18 protein-coding genes are annotated in these 19,334 nt (G+C 30.5%); 16 read left to right on the forward strand and 2 right to left on the reverse strand.

What is annotated here, in order from left to right; genetic code table 11:
* Window positions 1-6: 6 nt before the first annotated feature.
* From N4A55_RS16350 to N4A55_RS16410, 13 genes are all read left to right on the forward strand, one after another.
* A complete protein-coding gene (locus N4A55_RS16350) occupies window positions 7-849 on the forward strand; it encodes a hypothetical protein (RefSeq protein ID WP_293758460.1) in 843 nt (280 codons plus the stop codon).
* Window positions 833-1,690, forward strand: coding sequence for an NAD(+) synthase (nadE, locus tag N4A55_RS16355; RefSeq protein WP_293758462.1), 858 nt, complete (start codon window positions 833-835; stop codon window positions 1,688-1,690). The genes N4A55_RS16350 and nadE overlap by 17 nt, the downstream gene beginning before the upstream one ends.
* 29 nt (window positions 1,691-1,719) lie before the next feature.
* A complete protein-coding gene (locus N4A55_RS16360; protein ID WP_293758464.1) occupies window positions 1,720-3,189 on the forward strand; it encodes a class I adenylate-forming enzyme family protein in 1,470 nt (489 codons plus the stop codon).
* Window positions 3,186-4,139 (forward strand): hypothetical protein, encoded by a 954-nt coding sequence (locus N4A55_RS16365; RefSeq protein ID WP_293758465.1) that lies wholly within the window; start codon window positions 3,186-3,188, stop codon window positions 4,137-4,139. Before N4A55_RS16360 ends, N4A55_RS16365 begins: the two co-directional genes overlap by 4 nt.
* Window positions 4,136-5,017, forward strand: a complete 882-nt coding sequence (locus N4A55_RS16370; RefSeq protein ID WP_293758467.1) for a 3-oxoacyl-[acyl-carrier-protein] synthase III C-terminal domain-containing protein — start codon at window positions 4,136-4,138, stop codon at window positions 5,015-5,017. The genes N4A55_RS16365 and N4A55_RS16370 overlap by 4 nt, the downstream gene beginning before the upstream one ends.
* A gap of 369 nt (window positions 5,018-5,386) precedes the next feature.
* On the forward strand, window positions 5,387-6,883 hold the full coding sequence (locus N4A55_RS16375) for a cobyric acid synthase (protein WP_293758469.1): 1,497 nt from the start codon (window positions 5,387-5,389) through the stop codon (window positions 6,881-6,883).
* Window positions 6,884-6,934: 51 nt separating this feature from the next.
* The gene (gene cbiB / locus N4A55_RS16380) at window positions 6,935-7,900 is read left to right on the forward strand and encodes an adenosylcobinamide-phosphate synthase CbiB (protein ID WP_330666451.1); all 966 of its coding nucleotides are present in this window, start codon (window positions 6,935-6,937) and stop codon (window positions 7,898-7,900) included.
* Window positions 7,901-7,985: 85 nt separating this feature from the next.
* Window positions 7,986-9,020 carry a pyridoxal phosphate-dependent aminotransferase gene (locus tag N4A55_RS16385; RefSeq protein WP_293758473.1) on the forward strand — a complete coding sequence of 345 codons (1,035 nt, stop codon included), beginning with the start codon at window positions 7,986-7,988 and terminating at the stop codon, window positions 9,018-9,020.
* A 235-nt stretch (window positions 9,021-9,255) separates the two neighbouring features.
* Window positions 9,256-9,825: a bifunctional adenosylcobinamide kinase/adenosylcobinamide-phosphate guanylyltransferase gene (gene cobU / locus N4A55_RS16390; RefSeq protein WP_293758476.1), complete on the forward strand. Its 570-nt coding sequence runs from the start codon at window positions 9,256-9,258 to the stop codon at window positions 9,823-9,825.
* Window positions 9,822-10,550 carry an adenosylcobinamide-GDP ribazoletransferase gene (cobS, locus tag N4A55_RS16395; RefSeq protein ID WP_293758477.1) on the forward strand — a complete coding sequence of 243 codons (729 nt, stop codon included), beginning with the start codon at window positions 9,822-9,824 and terminating at the stop codon, window positions 10,548-10,550. Before cobU ends, cobS begins: the two co-directional genes overlap by 4 nt.
* A gap of 32 nt (window positions 10,551-10,582) precedes the next feature.
* The gene (locus N4A55_RS16400) at window positions 10,583-11,185 is read left to right on the forward strand and encodes a histidine phosphatase family protein (RefSeq protein ID WP_293758479.1); all 603 of its coding nucleotides are present in this window, start codon (window positions 10,583-10,585) and stop codon (window positions 11,183-11,185) included.
* Between the two features lie 114 nt (window positions 11,186-11,299).
* Window positions 11,300-12,040, forward strand: a complete 741-nt coding sequence (locus tag N4A55_RS16405) for an AIR synthase related protein (protein ID WP_293758480.1) — start codon at window positions 11,300-11,302, stop codon at window positions 12,038-12,040.
* Window positions 12,041-12,087: 47 nt separating this feature from the next.
* On the forward strand, window positions 12,088-12,345 hold the full coding sequence (locus N4A55_RS16410) for a flavodoxin family protein (protein ID WP_293758481.1): 258 nt from the start codon (window positions 12,088-12,090) through the stop codon (window positions 12,343-12,345).
* A 125-nt stretch (window positions 12,346-12,470) separates the two neighbouring features.
* On the opposite strand, the gene N4A55_RS16415 is transcribed toward N4A55_RS16410, so the two are convergent.
* Window positions 12,471-14,069, reverse strand: a complete 1,599-nt coding sequence (locus N4A55_RS16415) for a response regulator transcription factor (protein WP_293758483.1) — start codon at window positions 14,067-14,069, stop codon at window positions 12,471-12,473.
* A gap of 12 nt (window positions 14,070-14,081) precedes the next feature.
* Window positions 14,082-15,887, reverse strand: a complete 1,806-nt coding sequence (locus N4A55_RS16420) for a sensor histidine kinase (RefSeq protein WP_293758485.1) — start codon at window positions 15,885-15,887, stop codon at window positions 14,082-14,084.
* Window positions 15,888-16,132: 245 nt separating this feature from the next.
* On the opposite strand from N4A55_RS16420, the gene N4A55_RS16425 reads away from it, so the two are divergent.
* The 3 genes from N4A55_RS16425 (at window position 16,133) to N4A55_RS16435 (ending at window position 19,328) form a co-directional block, all read left to right on the forward strand.
* Complete coding sequence (locus N4A55_RS16425) at window positions 16,133-17,512, forward strand: ABC transporter substrate-binding protein (protein WP_293758488.1); 1,380 nt, start codon at window positions 16,133-16,135, stop codon at window positions 17,510-17,512.
* A gap of 108 nt (window positions 17,513-17,620) precedes the next feature.
* Window positions 17,621-18,502, forward strand: a complete 882-nt coding sequence (locus N4A55_RS16430; RefSeq protein ID WP_293758491.1) for a carbohydrate ABC transporter permease — start codon at window positions 17,621-17,623, stop codon at window positions 18,500-18,502.
* A 13-nt stretch (window positions 18,503-18,515) separates the two neighbouring features.
* Window positions 18,516-19,328: a carbohydrate ABC transporter permease gene (locus N4A55_RS16435; protein WP_293758493.1), complete on the forward strand. Its 813-nt coding sequence runs from the start codon at window positions 18,516-18,518 to the stop codon at window positions 19,326-19,328.
* Window positions 19,329-19,334 lie beyond the last annotated feature (6 nt).

Consider the following 19,334-nt stretch of genomic DNA (forward strand, 5'->3'; position numbering starts at 1 on the left):
ATACACATGATATTTATAAGCAATATAAGGGAATTTATACCGCCTATACTGAATGTTGATGAACAAAAGAGTGAATTGTTACCTTTTTATAATAGTACTTATGAAAGACTATACAGTAAATCAACAAGTAATAAAAGTAATAGTATAAAGGCACCTATAGGAGAAAAATTATCTGGAAAAGAATTAATTCTTAAGGCACTAGATGAAGTATATATATCTAGAAAAAAGCAACCTTTAGTAGAGCCTCTTTACTATTTTGACATTCGGTCATCAGAAGATTATTCTACACCCGCACCTGACTATTATATTTTAAATCGTTTGGGGATAAAACATGCAAAAGCCTTAAACATTCGAGGTGTATCCAACGTTGCACTTATACATATGTTAAAAATGGCAAAATTTATATTAGAACAAAAAGAAGATTACTTATTAGTCTCAATATCTCAACGATTGGATCCTGATGATTTTCGAGGTGAAGGATATATTTTAGCTGATGGAGCCATTGCTTTTATATGTAATAAAAACAAAGGACAAGAAGAAGGTTATTACATTAAAGAATTATTTATTACTGAGAGTGAAAAAGAATTGCTTTGTAAGATCTCAGACAAGAAGAAGGTCATAGGACGTAACAACCAAGAGACTATGTCATTGTTATGCAATACTATTATAAGAGACAATTATCTCAACTATGATTTTGGTTGTATGGATTATTTACTTACATTAGAAGATTTAAGGAATAATAAGCGATTAAAGAATGAAGACGAATTCGCCTTAGTTGGAGTAGAAGATAACAAATATACTATGATAACAGTTCAATATATGGAGGGAGTAAATGAAGAAAGAGATTAAAAGAATCCAACATTTCATACAGGATTATATAAGAGATGATGAGAAAGTTGCTATTGCTATATCTGGAGGTTTGGACTCAGATGTTGTTGCAAGATTATGTGTAAAAGCCCTGGGGAAGGATAGAGTAAAATTATTTATGGCACTACAAGACAATATGGAAGAACATCATATACAAAATGCTAGGGAATTAGCAATGGATTTAGATATGAACTTAGCAGAAATAGATATGAGAAATCTAAACACAGAGATAATCAGAAGACTTGAAGAAGGGGATTGTGAAGTGGGATTTAATTCAAATAGTCTTTTGGATCCTTCAAGAGCTAAGTGTTCATTAAGAACGGTCTTACTATCTAGTTATCAAGAAAAAGGATATTTTATAGCTGGGACATCTAACAAAACAGAAATAAAGTTAGGATTTTTCTTGCCTTTTGGTGATAATATAGCTCATTTTAAGCCAATAGCTCATTTATATAAGTCAGAAGTACGTCAATTAGCTAGAGAAATTGGTACATTAAAAGATGTTATTATACAACCAGCCTCAGCTGGTTTTTGGAAGGGACAAGAGGACCTAGAGGACATTGCTTATTGGATTTACTATAAGGGACCAATACCTGGTGGAACGCAATTTACTAATAAAGATGATCAAGAGGTAATGAAAATAAAATCCCATCTAACCACCGAACTTATTGATGATGTTATAAGAGGGATAGATGATAAGAAAGATTTTGATATTATCGTAGAAGAACTTAATATTCCAACATCTATAGTAGAAGGTATTGCATCCATTATAAAACAGGCTAATATAGTGAAAAATCGACAATTACTTAAGACGATTTCATAATAGAACCTAGAGACTATGGGAGAGAAAATATGTTATATAAATGTTTAATTGAAGACAATTTAAGAGATAACGCAGATAAAATTGCATTAAGATACCATCAGTACAATTACAAATATAGTGATTTACATAATTTTACTATGGGTTTAAAAGAATCTCTAAGTATTAAAGGAATTAAAAAAGGCGATAGAGTAATCATTATTAGTAAAAATTCGCCTATGGAAGTAATTGCTATTTTAGCTACTATTTCACTAGGGGTAGTTTTTGTGCCATTACCTTATGATATATCTGAAAAGCGTTTAGATTATGTTGTTAAAGATTGTGAACCAGCAGCAATTTTGGTGGATGAAGAGCGTTATAGCCAATTGGATCAGGGACACTATAAACAACAAGTTATATTGCTAAGTGATGATGTAATACCGAATACAGATGGTCCATACCATCGAGAAATTCTTGATAGGGATGACTTAGCATATATTATTTATACTTCAGGTTCTACAAGTCAGCCAAAAGGCGTGGTAGCTTGTCAGCGACAAGTATTGTTTGCAGCAAAAGCCATTAATGAAGCACTTAAGAACACTAAGGAAGATATTTTACTATGTAGAATTCCACTATCTTTTGATTATGGATTATATCAAGTATTAATGAGCTTTATGATTGGAGCTGAACTTATTCTTATTGATGAAAAAGAGTTGGTACAAAATATACCTTATTTATTAAAGAAATATAACGTAACGGCTTTTCCAGTAGTTCCAGCATTAATTAATATGCTTGTTAAGAGTAAACTGCTTGAAAGAATAGAGTTACCTAATCTAAGGTATATGTCTTCAACAGGAGACGTGTTACCAACTTATATTATTAATAAACTAGATGAAATTATGCCTCATGTTGAAGTAATACCTATGTATGGTTTAACTGAATGTAAGCGAGTAAGTGTTATGCCATATGGAGATAAAGAAAAAAAACTTGAAGGATCCTGTGGTATTCCACTTCCAGGAACGGAAGTAAAGTTACTAAATAAAAAGGATGGAGTTGGAGAATTAGCCGTTATGGGACCTCATGTTATGTGTGGTTATTGGGGCGATATTGAAGAAACATCTAAGTATTATACCTATTATAATGGAAGAGCTATGTTAAAGACAGGTGACTTATTTAAAATAGATAATGAGGGGTATCTATACTTCGTTGGCAGAACAAAGAGTTTTATAAAAAATAATGGTTATAGAGTCAATGTTTTAGAACTAGAGACCATACTTAACAGCCAAGAAAAGGTGAGGGAAGTTGCTGTTATTGGTATAGAGAATGTTGATATTGGGGAAGAAATAGTTTGCATACTTAGCGTAAATGATTTAATAGATAAAGATAGTATAATCAAAGAAAGTAAAAAATTGTTAAGTGGCATAAAGGTAAAAAAATATATTGTTACAAAAGAGCTGTTACCAAAAAACAGTAATGGTAAAATCAATAGAAAAATATTAAAGGAGCAGATTAAAAGCAAATGATATTAAAATCTCAATACCATGGGAATTACACTTATTGCGGGACATATGCAATATATGATTTGATTCAATCAAACCTAAAAATATCCATGAATAAATTTGAAATAATAACTTCTGTTCCTTTTGGTATAGTACATAATCCTGACTATCCCCATAGAATAATATCCCCTTACGTTGATCCTACTATTGGACTGAATAAAGCAGCTAAAATATTAAATATTGATTTGAAAACCTACCAATCAGATGAGAAAGAAGAAATGTATTCAAAACTAGTAGAGTGTATACAAAAAGGAGCAGTATTAATTGGACCTGTTAACATGGCTAAGTTAAATTATTTGCCTCAACCAAGAATTTATAACAAAGTACCGCATTATATAGTTCTTTACAAATTAAAAAACAATAAATTTTTCCTTAATGATTCAGAGGGTTTGATTGGTTATTATATTAATAAGGATGAATTAATGGATATATGGAATGGTCATGACATATATGAAGCCAAAAAGTTATTTAATATGAGAACAATAGAAAATTATGGAAAAGAGCCTAATGAAGAACAGTTAGTAATGAAGAGTATTATAAATTGTCAGACTAATTTACTTAATGCTTGTAAGGAAGGACAAGGACCTTATGTTTTTCTAAAGCTATGGGATATGATAAAAAATACAGGTAAAAAATATTATAATTACATTTTTTTTGATTTAGAGATATTTATTCAGAGGAAGTATTTGTTAATGGAAATCATTGAATGGGCTAATGATATCATTAAAAGTGAGGACTGTGAAAGCATTAAGAGGATAGCAATGAAGCAAATGAAGGTTGTATCAAATATTAATTATAATATTAGAAATAAACAAAAACTAGTGGAAGGAAGTTTCAAGCAATTATATGATCTAGAGAAGCAACTTACTGCGCTATTTCATAAAAATATACTTATAAAGGAGGTAGAGCAATGAAGATAGGAATAAAAGATTATTATTCACTATTAGGTAAAAATATGAAATCCATTGAAGAGATTACAGAATATATGGACGAGGAATATCAAAATAAAATTAAAAATGCTGGATTAGCTAAAGTTCCTATTGATAATGAATGCTTACTTTCAGACATGATTAAGGAAGTTTATAAGAAATGTGAGTTTGAAGTAGAGCTAATAATAGTGGCACACTCTATTCCTTTTATAAATAAAAACTTAAATCATATATCAAAAGAATTAGATTGCATAGAAACAATAACCTTATCAGGAATGCCCTGTGCTATTGTTCATGAAGCTATTGACCTAGCTAGAAAATATATAGAAGCAGGAGAATACAGGTGTATTTTAGTTATCGGTGCTGACAAAGCATATGGAAATAAAGAGAGGGTTTTTTTTAATACTATAATGGGTGATAGCGTAATTGGTTTAGTAATAGATAATCACTGTAGTAATAATACAATTATTTCAAGTCACATTCAGTCAACAATTATAGCGCCAGAAGGGGAGCTGAGTGGAGAGGATAAGATACAAAAATACAGGATGGTAAGTACATCTTTAATTAGGCAATGCATTGAAAAGTGTCTTGAAAAAGCTAATATAGATCTAAAAAGCATTAATCATATTGTGCCTCATACACCAAACAAGCTTTTATGGGATACGGTGGCGAAATTTATGCACCTCGACCGAGATGTTTTCCGAGATGATTATATTCATGAAACAGGTCATCTAAATTCTAATGATAGCTTTTACCATTATCTTAGATTAAAGGATGAGAATAGTATAAAAGAGGGGGAGTATGCTCTTTTGATTAATCCTGGCTTTGGAGGTACTCAAGGGTGTACCTTAATTAAAGCGTAATAATGTATTTTTATCAAATATAAATTATCTAACAATCAATTAATGTCTATCTTTTATTCAGTGTTAGTAAATATATTCAAATCAAATTTCATATATAAATATTAAAAAATAGAAATATAGCATAGCATATTTCTGTTTTTTAATGTTCTCATGTATGAGTACTACCACCCTAAAAATAATCTGTCTAGCTGGACACATATATTGGAATATTAGAAAATATCTAAATAATTACGTTGAATATAATCCAAGAACTAAATAGTATTAGATTATTGATTTTATATTTATTATAGAATATAATAATTTCATATATATATTTTTAATAGATACTCAAAAAACTGGGTTTTCTAGCATAAAAAATGGAGTGATAAAATGAATAATATAATGTTTCAGGGAACAGCTTCTACCGTTGGTAAAAGCATACTTACTGCTGCTTTATGCAGAATCTTAAATGATGATGGAATTAGTGTAGCTCCATTTAAATCACAAAATATGGCACTTAACTCTTTTGTTACAGAAGATGGAAAAGAAATGGGAAGAGCTCAAGTTGTACAAGCTGAAGCTGCTCGTATAAAACCTACTGTTGAAATGAATCCAATCTTACTAAAACCAACAAGTGATGTTGGAAGTCAAGTAATATTGAATGGTAAAATATTCAAGAATATGTGTGCAAAAGATTATTTTAGTACAAAAGCTGGATTAAAAGAGCATATAGTAGAGGCTTACAATAAGTTACAATCCAAGTACGATGTCATTGTATTAGAAGGAGCAGGAAGTCCAGCAGAAATTAATCTTAGAGAAAATGATATAGTAAACATGGGTATGGCTGAGATGGTAGACGCTCCAGTTATTCTTATTGGTGACATTGATAAAGGTGGAGTTTTTGCCTCGATCTATGGCACAGTCATGCTCCTTGAACCAGAAGAACGAAAAAGAATCAAAGGATACATAATAAACAAATTCAGAGGAGATGAAAAAATTCTCCAACCAGGTATAGATATGTTCTATGAAAAACTACAAATACCATGTCTAGGAGTCATTCCCTTTGAACCATTAAAAATAGATGATGAAGACAGCGTTACAGAAAGATTTGATAGAAAAACAGAAGGAGAAATCATAATTGGAGTTCTCCGTTTACCATACATGTCCAATTTCACAGATTTCACTGTCTTCGAATTAGAAGAAAATGTATCCGTAAGATACATAAAAGAAAATGAAGACTATGAAGGCGTCGACCTATTAGTTATACCAGGCAGTAAAAATACTCTCAAAGATATGGAATATATACATAATTCATCACTAAAAGCAGGTATCTACAGAGCTCACAGAAATGATATCCCCATAATTGGTATATGCGGAGGCTATCAAATGCTCGGAGAAACTATAACTGATGAAAAAGGCGTAGAAACTGTTATGAATAGTATAAATGGTCTAGGTCTATTAGAAATAAAAACAGAAATGGAAGAAATAAAACAAACAACCCAAATAACAGGAAACATAATGCTAGAAATCCCCTTTGCAAAAAACTCCTGTAACCTAAAAGTAAACGGATACGAAATCCACATGGGTAAAACTCATCTAATGGGCGAAAGTACTCCCCTGATTAAACTACAAGATGACCGATTAGATGGAGCTATCAATGCCAAGAAAAATGTTTTCGGAACATACCTACACGGAATATTCGATAACGATGAACTAAGAAAAGTGATACTTGATAACATAAGAAATAAAAAAGGGCTAGATTGCAACAACAACATAGACTATGCAAAATTAAAAGACATGGAATACGATAAACTAGCAAAACTAGTACGTCAACATATGGACGTAGAAAAAATAAAAGATATTATCTACAATAACATTTTACCCTGACCCCCTTTAATAAGTTAGCTACAAAAAATCTACATCTAAGAGGTGTTATCATTGAAAGTTATTATAATAATATGTATTGCCCTAATACTTGACAGGATATTTGGCGATCCATTAAACATTCCCCATCCTATCATCTACATAGGAAAACTAATTAGCAAACTAGAAAAAAGCATAAGAAAAAGTAAAATACCTCTAAAAGCAGGTGGCTTCATCTTGCTTTTTGCAACAGTAGGAATAACTGTAACTATAATTACTCTTTTATTATTTGCTTGTGGGAAAATACATCCTTATGTTAGAGATGTTGTTACAACTTATCTCCTCTATACATCATTAGCAGCTAAATGTTTGAAGGATGAAGTTCTAAAAGTTTATAAAGCTATAGATGAAGATGATTTAGACTTGTCCAGAAAACAATTATCCTATTTAGTAGGAAGAGATACTAATCACCTAACTCAAGAAGAGGTTATTAGAGGAGCCGTTGAAACAACAGCAGAAAATACTGTAGATGGTATACTTGCACCTCTTATGTTTATAGGCATTGGATTTATATTCAATATTCCTGTACAATTTGTTTTTATGTACAAAGCAGTTAATACCCTTGATTCAATGGTGGGATATCTGCATTCCCATTACAAAGATATAGGATTTGCTTCTGCTAAAACTGATGATATCTTTAACTATATTCCTGCTAGAATTGGAAGTTTTTTTATGTTATTGGCAGGGGGTATACTAAGATATAATTTCAGAAAAGGATGGATAATATTAAAAAGGGATAATAGAAATCATAAAAGCCCTAACTGCGGCTATCCAGAATCAGTAGTAGCAGGGTTACTAAATATACAAATAGGTGGAACTAATACATATTTCAACGAAGTTGTTGTAAAACCAACAATAGGTGATATAGGAGAAGGATTAAGTGGAAAGCATATAATAGAATCTACTAAGATAATGTATGTATCTGAAATTATAACAGTTGGGATAATTTGTTTAGTATCATTAATAATATACTTTATATGATATTGACGATATTTTAACCGTAAGAATAGAACTATTGTTCAAATATTGACTTGATTAGTTGTTAACATAGGAAGGAATGAACTCTATGAATAAGCATGGTGGATATTATGGTAACTCAGATATTATTGATTATAGTGTTAACATCAATCCTTTAGGTCTAACTGATAATATTAGAGAGACTATAATATCTAGTATAGATAATATATGTAAATATCCTGATATTGGAGGAACTTCTGCAAAAGAAGCTGTAGCAAAACATATAAATGTTGGTTCTAATAAAATAATTATGGGAAATGGAGCTAGTGAACTTATATATTTGTTTGCTAGAGCTTTGAAGCCTAAAAAGGTTCTTATTATTGAACCGACATTTAATGAATATAGGAGAGCTTTTTTATTAGCTGGTAGTGAAATAGATGATTATGTATTAGATAGTGATGATGATTTTCGTTTTAATGAGGATATGTTTTCTAGGAAGATGGAGGCATTTCAGCCGGATGTTGTGATATTATGTAATCCTAATAATCCTACGGGAAAATATCTTGGATTAGAGATGATGAGTGAAATAGTAGATATAGTTAAGAGAGAAAACAGTTTTTTGTTTATTGATGAATCTTTTGTTGAATTTACTGGATATGAGCCTATTGGGAATAGTATAGATTATGAACATATATTTTCTCTTAGATCTATGACAAAGTATTATGCTGTACCTGGACTTAGAATAGGTTATGGGGTAACTAATGATAAGATTATAGAAAAGATGGAAGAATATAAGGAACCTTGGACTATGAATACTTTTGCTCTTGATATTGTGCCAAAGGTTATTGGAGATAAGAGTTTTTGTGTGAAAGTTAATAGATGGGTTAAGATAGAAAGAGAATACATGTATGAGGGGCTAAGCAATGTAAGAAATCTTAAGGTGTATAAGAGTTATAGTAATTTCTTTTTATGTAAGCTTAATTATTTATCGGGAAATATGTTGAATTTAGAATTATTGAAAGATAATATGTATGTTAGGGTTTGTGATGATTTTAAGTCGTTAGATGAGGGGTTTGTTAGAATTGGGATTAAGAGGCATGTGGATAATGAAAAGATGGTTAGTATATTAAATAAAATTTTGTAGATTTTTATTTAGTGGTGAACTTCCGTAGGTTAAATATGTATACAAAACAGCTCTTGACAAATATTTGAAGAAAAACCGTTTCAAAAATTGTATACATATTTACCTACTGGGGTAGTGGTTTGTGGAAAATGAGGTCGAATGTGAGGTAAGATATCTTATATTTTGTTTTTTAATTTTTAGTATAGTATTAGTAGTTAAAGATGGTGAATTGATTATAAAATGAGGAGTGAATGTTGTGGGAATTGTTATGGTAACTGGTGGTGCTCGTAGTGGTAAGAGTACTTATGGTGAACAATTGGCTAAGGTTAGGGGTGGGAATATTGCTTATATTGCTACGGCTATTGTTACTGATAAGGATATGGAAGATAGGGTTAAGAAGCATAGGAAGTCAAGACCTCAGGAGTGGTTGACTATTGAGAGGTATAAAGGGTTTGATAATATTGATAGGGATATAGTTATGTCAACTGATTTATTTTTGTTGGATTGTATTACTACCATGGTGACTAATCTTATGTTTGATAAAGATATTAATTATGATACTTGTAGTAATGAGGATATACAGATGGTTGAAGAATATGTTTTTGGTGAAGTTAAGAAGCTTCTTGATTTCATGGAGAGTAATAATAAGGAGATTATATTAGTTACTAATGAGGTTGGGATGGGATTAGTTCCAGCTTATAGGTTAGGTAGTATATTTAGAGATATTGCGGGAAGAATTAATCAATATGTGGCAAGTAGAGCGGATGAGGTTTATTTTATGGTATCGTCAATACCTATGAAGATTAAGGGAGCTGATAAGGGATGAAGAGTTTCATACTTATGTTAACTTTTTTAACAAGAATTCCTATTAGTTATAGTTTTTCTTTTAATAGTAAAGATTTTATTAAAGGGATTAAGTATATGCCGGTGATTGGTCTAATTATAGGAGGGATTTTATATCCAATAAGTTATTATGGGGATAAGATGGTTCCTATTGTAGCATCTCTGTTGATAATTGTAGTTTATTTGATTATTACTGGTGGTTTACATTTAGATGGTTTAGCAGATGTTAGTGATGGGATATTCAGTTGCAGGGATAGGGATAGAATTTTGGAGATTATGAAGGATAGTAGAATTGGCTCTTTTGGTGTTATTGCATTGATACTATATTTTATGAGTATGTTTGCGGTACTTGGTTATAGTAATCCAGTTACTATATTAATTTTTCCTATTGCTGGTAGATGCTTTGCATTATTTGTATGTTCAATTCATGAATATGGGAAAGAATCAGGTATGGGGAAAGATTTTATAGATAATACTAAGTGGTTTCATGTTGTAGCTGGATTCTTATTATTAGTTGTATTGATTATTCTATTAAGAGAATATCTGTTGTTGGGAGCTATAGTGATAACCAGTGTAATCGTGATGATAGTTAGTGCTAGTATCAGTAAGAAACTTGGGGGTATAACAGGTGATGTTATAGGTATGACTATTGAGTTTTCACAGGTTGTATTCTTGTTGACTGCGTATTTGTTAGAAACGTTATTGTAGTGTAATAGTTTATTATATGGGGGATGAAATTTATGAAATTTATTTTTATTAGACATGGTGAGACTAATGCTAATGTGGAACAACTTATTTATGGGGTTACTCACTCGGATTTTACTAAAAATGGTTTGGATCAAATAGATAGGATATTAGATTATATCAAGTTAAAAGAAATTGATTATTTTTATTCCAGTCCTCTTGAAAGAACTAAGATTATTGCTGATAAAATAGGTGAATGTATTGGTAAAAAGGCAGTGCCTACTGAAGAAGTTAGGGAAATGAATTATGGAATTTTTGAAGGTATGACATCTAATTCAGCTTTGGAGAAATATCCAGAGGAATACAATAGTTTTATGAGTGATTATGGGTTTATTATTCCAGAAGGTGAAAATGTATTGGATTTTGATAAGCGTGTGATTAGTTTTCTTGATAAGATAAAGAATGATAATGGCACTAGTGTGATTGTGACTCACGGCGGAGTTATAAGAACAGCAATAATGTATTTGTTGAATCTTCATAGTGAGGATAGGTGGCATTTTAAGATATTACCTGGAATGATAATTGAGATTGAGTATAAAAATGGGTATGGGGTTTTGGTTCAAATGCAACAACTTGCTCATCCTAAGCTCAATAAATAATAATGGACATTGAACCCCTTTTTCTTGTATGTGGGTGATTTTTGGGCTACTATATATCCAGTTTGAAACAAAAGATAGAGAATAAATTAATATTATAAAAAAGGGGCTAGTATAATGATTGAAAAATTTAGAGATATAACGATACTTCGTATGGGGGATAAGAATATATTGACAGTTGCTTGTGATTCTTGTGGGGGGATTGGTAACAAGGAGCATGATGTGATAAAAGTTGATCCTTATGTTACAGGGTATTATACGGCGGTTGTTTCTTTGTCTGAGACTATAGCGTTAGGGGCTGAACCTATAACGGTTATTAATACTTTTGCAGTTGAAATGAATGATACGGGTAGAAGAATTATAAAGGGTATTAATGATGCTTTGGATAAGATTGGTTTGGACAAGGAGTCTGTGGTTACAGGGAGTACTGAAGAGAATATTCCAGTTACTGTTACAGGGATAGGGTTAACGGTAATAGGAAAATTAGATACAGATATATGGAATTTTCCTAAGGCTGAAGCAGGTAATATAGCTGTTGCTGTTGGTATTCCAAAAGTAGGTAACGAAGTAGTAGGTGATAAAGGTGAGATTATGACATTGGATATACTTAAGAAGATTAAGAGTCTTAATTTCATACAAGATGTTTTGCCAGTTGGTTCAAAAGGTATTGAATATGAAGTAATGGAGATGGCTAGAACTAGTAATGTTCAGTTCAAAGGATACACAGATATTAATGTTAATGTAAATAAATCGGCTGGACCTGTAACATGTGCAGTTTTGGCTATGGATATTAAATATATTGAACAGTTAAGACAAATAGTGAATATCCCTATTAATATTGTTGGCGAGTTTGTTTAAAGATTTTAACATTTCCACCAAAAAGTCTTATCATAAAGAAAGCGTTATTGACATTCATTATCATTTGTATAGGGTGTTGGAAATGTGTAGAAAAAGAGAAATGTATTCTAAAGGATGATTTTGAGATTATTTTTAATAAGTTAAAGGATGCTGATGTAATCATTATTGGCTCACCCGTATATTGGGGAGATGTATCAAGCAAAATGAAGACATTTTTTGACCGTCATACGGGATATGCTATGGTAAAGCCAAAAAATGCTCATGAGTTCTATAGAAGGATCTGTATAATACTATTAATACAATGAAGATCTATATTAAAAAAATGAATGGTAAAACGGCTGGTAAAATAATATATGCAGATTCATTGTTTAAATTAAATCCAAATAAAAAAGAAAAATTAATCAAAAAAGCTTTTAATATAGGAAAAAAGCTATAGCATTTTTTTTCTATATTCTCCAGGGGAAATACCATAATATTTTTTGAAAACATAACTAAAATGTTTTACGCTTATATAGCCAACTTTTTTAGTGATATACTCTAGTTTTAATTCGGTGTTCTTTAATAAGTTGGCTGCATGTTTTAATCTTACCTCTGTCAAAAATTTAATGTAGGATTGTCCTTCTAATTCATGAAATAAGTTGCTTAAGTAAGAATATGAAATACTTAATTCATCTGCAATTAGTGATAGACTGATCGGTTCCATATAGTGATTATATATGAATTGTTTTGTCTGCTCTATCAGTAGATTTTCATCACACATTGAATTATTTTTATGTAGATTTTTAATTATGATAGTGGACATATTGATAATGAAAGCAGAAATATTTTTTTTGTCAGTTAAGTTGTCTTTAGAGTCTATCAGTACTTTATATATTTTATTAATAACATCTTCGTTCAGAGGTATATTTGTTTTTAACCTAGTTATTATATAGTTTAGAGTTTTCAATAAGTAACAGTTATTAATATGTTCATATAAGAAGTTACCAATATCTTTGGATAGTACTTCTTGATTAACTGTATCATTGTTATGGATGGTATATATCAAATTTGCCATATAGCTATGTAAAGATTTTATGTAATCTTGATAGAATTGTTCAGAATATAACTGAATATTACTTTTCGTATCTTTAATGAATAAGGTTTGTAAAAAAGCCTTTTTTGCATTTTCATAGGAAACGTTTAACTGAAGTAATTCATTCTCTTTAGTTCCTACTACAGAAAATATGTGTAAGTTAGTTTCTTCATAATAAGCAGTATCAATCTTTTCATATATATCTATAATAACTTTTTTATAATCTGCATCTTCATCAATGGGTATAAGCAATACAGTATTTTCATTAGAATCAATAAATACTTTTGTAGAGGTATCACTAGTCTGCTTCATTGCTGTGTTGAAAAGCAATAATTTCAGAAGAATCAGATTAGTAATTTTGACATTGTTTTCAATTAAATTATCTTCTGTAACCTGAAGTATGAGGATAATTCCTTCTGCATCAAATAAATTTATACCTAAATCATACATTATAGGATATAGTGATTGAATTTCCATATGAGAACCTGTAATAACAGCTTTCAAAAACTTGGCTATAATAGCTTCTTTATATTTATCTGATGCTAATATAAGATCATTATATTTAATTTGTTCGCATTGTTCTTTATGGCATATTTCAGCTACAGATTCAAGCATATTCTTTAATTCTTCGTTGATTATTGGTTTTAATAAATAGCTATTGACGTTGTATTTAATTGCAGATTTAGCATAATCGAATTCCCCATAACCTGATAATATAGCACAATTTATTTCTGGATAAAGAATATTGACCTGTCTACATAACTCTAATCCATCCATTACGGGCATCTTTATGTCGGTCAAAATTAAATCTACAGATTGGCGTTTTAATACTTCAAGCGCATCAGCACCATCCATTACATCATCAACTATTTCCCATTTATCACATAACTTAGGAATAATCTGTTTTAAAAAATTTCTTGTTAACTGCTCGTCCTCAACAATTAATAATTTGTACATGGTTAAACCTCCCTATAATGATGTCTTTGGTAAAATTATCTTAACTGTTGTACCCATACCTTCCTTACTCTCAACTTCAATACCATATTCAATACCATATTTTATCTTAATACGTCTATTTACATTAATGAGGGCAATACCATTACCTTTAGAAGATAAGTCAAAGCTTTCTCCAATTTCTTTTTCAGTGTTCAATTTTTTCTTTAATCTTATTAACGCTTGTTCTCCCATACCAATTCCATTATCTCTGATTATGAAGATTACATTACTATCTGTAATGGTATCTGTTATTTCTATGGTTGTGGTATCTTTTTTAGCTTCACATCCATGAATAACAGAATTTTCAACTACAGGTTGTAATAATAGAGCAGGAATAATATAATTATTAAGCGTATTATCTATATGGATTTCGTAGTTCAATCTGTCATTGAATCTATTTTTTTGTATTGTTAAATAAGCGTCTAGTAATTGTAATTCTACAGATATAGTAATTTCTTTATCCATATGAGTCAGACCACGTAAAATAATACTTAGCTTATTTATAGTATTAACAGCCTGGGGCAAGTTGTCAGACTGAATTAACATACTTATCATGTTTAGAGTATTATGTATAAAGTGGGGTTGAATCTGATTGAATAGTGTATTAATCTGGGCTTCCTTTTGAAGATATTTCGCTTCATAGATTTCACGAACCAATTTGTGATTTTCCTTGAACATATTCTTAAGTTCTCCGACCATGTTATTCAATGAACTTGATAGATAGCCTAATTCATCATTAGATGTTATAGGAAATATAACATTAAGGTCTCCTTCTTGAATATTATGTATAGTATTTATTATTTTATTTAGTGGGCGAAGAAACATATATAGGTAAAATGATATTAGTAAAAGTGCAAGGATAAAACTAATCAAAGCTACTATAAAAGCACTGTTTCTTACATCTGATATTTTATCATTAATGGTTGATAATGAAGTAACACCAATGACAGTCCAATTAGCATATTCTACATCATTTTTATTGATTAAATATCTTTTATTATTACAGAAAATAGTGGTATAAGGTTTTTTGTCGTTATAGGTTTTAGTATATATATCATCTATATCATCAGGAGTTAAATGAGGTACATTAGAGAAAATTATCTGTTGATTGGCATCAACGATAATAATACCCCCACCCTTTCCGAAGTCTACTTTGTTACAGATATTACTAATACCCGAATAGTTAGCATCTACTTTAATTACTCCTAGAATCTTATCTGTGTTTCTGGTACTTCTTAGAATACTCACTATAGAAAAAACAATATTCTTAGGGTCTTTGATAATTTGTTCAAGATGAGCTGAAACAAATATAGGCTGTTTTTTCTCTAGAGCTTTGTTGTACCAATGATACTTAGTAAAATCCTGATTAGATTTTATTGTAGAAGTAATACGTTCACCTTTATAGATTTTATCAGTCAATATAAATACTCGTAGGATATCTTTTCTAGGAATAATCAATATCTGGTCAAGAAAATCTTCTATAGTTCTTGTTCTATATAGAGATTTCAAGTCAGAGTCATCAATGTTTTTATCTAATGCATCCATTACATCTTGGTTATAGTAAGGAGATAAAGATAATCTATATAGATCTTCTAAATATGTTCTAATATTCAAGGATGTTAATTCAACTATCTGTTGAACTTTTTGTGAAGATTGCTCCATAATACTAACACTATATTTATTATAAGAGTATATTGATATAAATAAAATAGATGTTAATGTAAGTAACGCTGTGCATATAAAAAGTTTTAATGAAAAATTCCAACTTATTTTTCGCATTTAATCATACTCCTATAAACTTCTTTGTTTCTTATTAGATATTTAGATTGTTCAGTACATAAAAATTACTAATTAATTATACCATATATTTTGTATTTTATTGATTATATATAAAAAAAACATACCATTATCGAAAATATAGGGTATTTATTTTTTTGTAATGTAGTTATACAATAAAATTACATCAATACTAATGGGAATTATTAAATTTCCAAACTAATAAGAAAATGGGGGATTAAAAAATCATGAAAAAATTTATATCTTTGTTACTAGTTATCACGACTATTTCATTATTTACTGGGTGTGCTTCAAAAGAAAAAGATAAAACTGTAGATAATACACCTGCACAAGAAGATAATGTTGACCTAGACAATGAAGAACAAGAAACAGAGAAAGACAACGAAGAACAACAAGCAGATGCAGATAACGAAGTTGTGCATATTAAATTTTTTACAGGAAAAGTTGAAACAGTTGATTTGATGAATGAAATTATTGATGGTTTCAATAAAGAGCATCCTGGAATTGTAGTTGAACAAGAGTTCCAAAAAGATGCAAGCAATGTTATCAAAGTTAAATTTGCATCAAATGATATTCCTGATATTACTACTGTAGTTGCACAAGAATACATCGACCAGGGTAAATATTTAGATGTATCCAATGAAGCATGGTGGGATCGTATCCAACCTGCAATAAAAGACATGTGTACAGATGTTAAGAGTGGTAAACAGTATAGAGTAGCAAGTAATATGACTATGGCTGGTTTATTCTATAATAAGGCAATATTTGATGAATTAGGAATAGATGAAGCTAAGACTTGGAAAGAGTTTGAAGAAGATTTGGCTAAGATTAAAGAAAGCAAACCAGATGTTGTACCTCTTTTCATGGCTGGAAAAGATTCTTGGACATTAGGACATCTAATAGAGTTTATGGCACATGGAGTTATTAAACAGACTTATGGTGTTACTGATTCCAAAAAAGCATTTTTAGCTAATGATGATTCCAAACTTAAGCTTGGTGCTGAAAGTGGACCAATGGACAGTTTTGCTTCTGTAATTATAAGTGGAAGAGATAATAAATTATTCAATAATGATTTCTTGACCGCCACTTATGATAATCAAGTTGAAATGTTCGCTAATGGTGAAGCTGCTGTTATCAGTCAAGGAATGTGGGCTCTTAGTGGTATATTAGAAAAAAATCCAGATATGGCAAAAAATATTGGATTCATGCCTTATCCAGCTATAACAGATTCTACTGAACCAGTAATATTAAGTGCTGAAGATTCAGCTTATGCTATTACTTCAGCTTCAAAACATCCAGAAGAAGCAAAAGAATTCTTAAACTATCTATTCAAAGCTGAGAATCTAAAGAAATATAGTGAATCTATTAAATCACCATGTGCATTTAAAGATGTTGATGCAGATTGGGGTCCAATAAAAGAGCAGGTTAAAAATGCACTTAGTAATGGAGTTAACATTGGATTTACTAATGAGTGTCCTTCAGGATTTTCAGGTGATGACGCAGGAAGAATGGTTCAAGAATTATATGCAGGACAATATGCTACTTCCATAGATTTCGCAAAAGCTTACAAAAAAGTTTGGGATAAAGCATGGAATGCATCTAACTAATTATTTAGGGGCTGTACTAGGTTATATAGATATACAATAGGCAGCCCTATATCTTTGTAGTTTGATTGGTTACATATAGTAAGATAATTAAAGTGGAGTGATGACGGAGTGATTTTACGAAATAAGGTAGTTTCCAAATTACATAATTTTATGATTTTACCAGCTTTTATTTTATTCTTTATATTTTTTATATATCCGTTGATAAAAGGTGTTGGCTTAAGTTTAACAGATTATGATGGTATGACAAAAGCCAATTTTATAGGATTAAAGAATTTTATCAGTTTTTTTCATGATAGTCGAGCTAAGAATGACGTAGTTAACACAGTTCTATTTGCTTTGGGAAGTGCTCCACTATTGAATATATTCGGTTTTCTATATGCTTTACTTTTAGATAGTAAGTTTAGAGGTAAAGGTATAGTTAGAACTATTATTTATTTGCCAGCAGTTGTAAGTCCATTGATCATGGGTTACATATGGTACTTTATTTTACAGCCACAAAGAGGATTCTTATTCGCAACTCTTGAAAGAATTGGTCTTAGTGTTTCTAATGCTAATTGGATGGGAAATAGATATATGGCTCTTTGGGTAATTATTATCGTTAATGTATGGCAGTTCGTAGGAATGACTATGGTAGTTTATCTAGCAGGTTTACAAGCTATACCTGAGGAAATGCACGAAGCAGGTAAGATTGATGGTGCTACTTATGGTCAAAGAATCAGATACATAGTACTTCCTATGATGATTCAGCCTATTAAGATTAATGTTATAACTAACATTATAGGCTCATTATCAGTTTTTGAAATAATTATGGCATTGACTGAAGGAGGACCAGGATATAGCACAGAGTCATTAAGTATCTATATTATGAGAATGTGTTACGGTAGTTTCACTGGATATTCTACAGCAGTTGCAGTCATTTTATTCTTATTAATTCTAGTTCCTGTATTAATATCACTGAAATTCATGAAATCAAAAGAATATGATGCGTGAGGAGGCGACATAGTTGAAAAAATTATTAAAAATCCTAGTTATAATATTAATTACTTTACTTGCATTATTTCCATTTTACATACTTAGCTTATTAGCTTTTACACCATCATCTATGAACTTTTCGAAAGAATTGATTCTCCTTCCAAAATCATATTTAGAGAATTTTGGTGCCGCTTGGGAAAAGGCTAAAATGGGACGTTCAATTATTAATTCATTAATTATTACTCTAGGATCAGTAGCAGTTATTGTTTCATTTGCTAGTATGGCTGGATATGCTATTGCTAGAGTAAATAATAGATTCAACAGATTTATATTTTATTTAATGCTAGGGTGTATGATGATTCCAGGTATTATTAATACAGTACCTTTGTATACTTTGATGATTAAAATAGGTGGAATTAACACACATTGGGCAATGATATTAGTCTGTGCAGCTAATGCTTTACCTTTTTCAGTTTTTTTATTTACTGGGTTTATTAGGGGATTACCAATAAATATTGAAGAAGCTGCTATTATTGATGGCTGTACAAAAATAGGATCGTTCTGGAGGATTGTCTTTCCAATATTGAAACCTGTTACATCAGCTGTAATAATCATTAATGGGTTAAATATCTGGAATAACTATGCTCAAGCTATATTTTTCCTACAAAAACAATCTATGCGTACCATTCCACTTGCTATCTCTATGTTCTATCAACAATATGGAGCAAAGTGGCATCTAATGGCAGCCGCAGCAATGATTGGTTTAGCACCAGCAGTTGTAATATTTATTATTTTCCAGAAGTACTTTATTAAAGGTATCACAGCAGGTTCTGTGAAAGGATAATAAAAT

The sequence above is a fragment of the Vallitalea sp. genome (assembly GCF_025211055.1).
Taxonomy (GTDB): Bacteria; Bacillota; Clostridia; order Lachnospirales; family Vallitaleaceae; genus Vallitalea.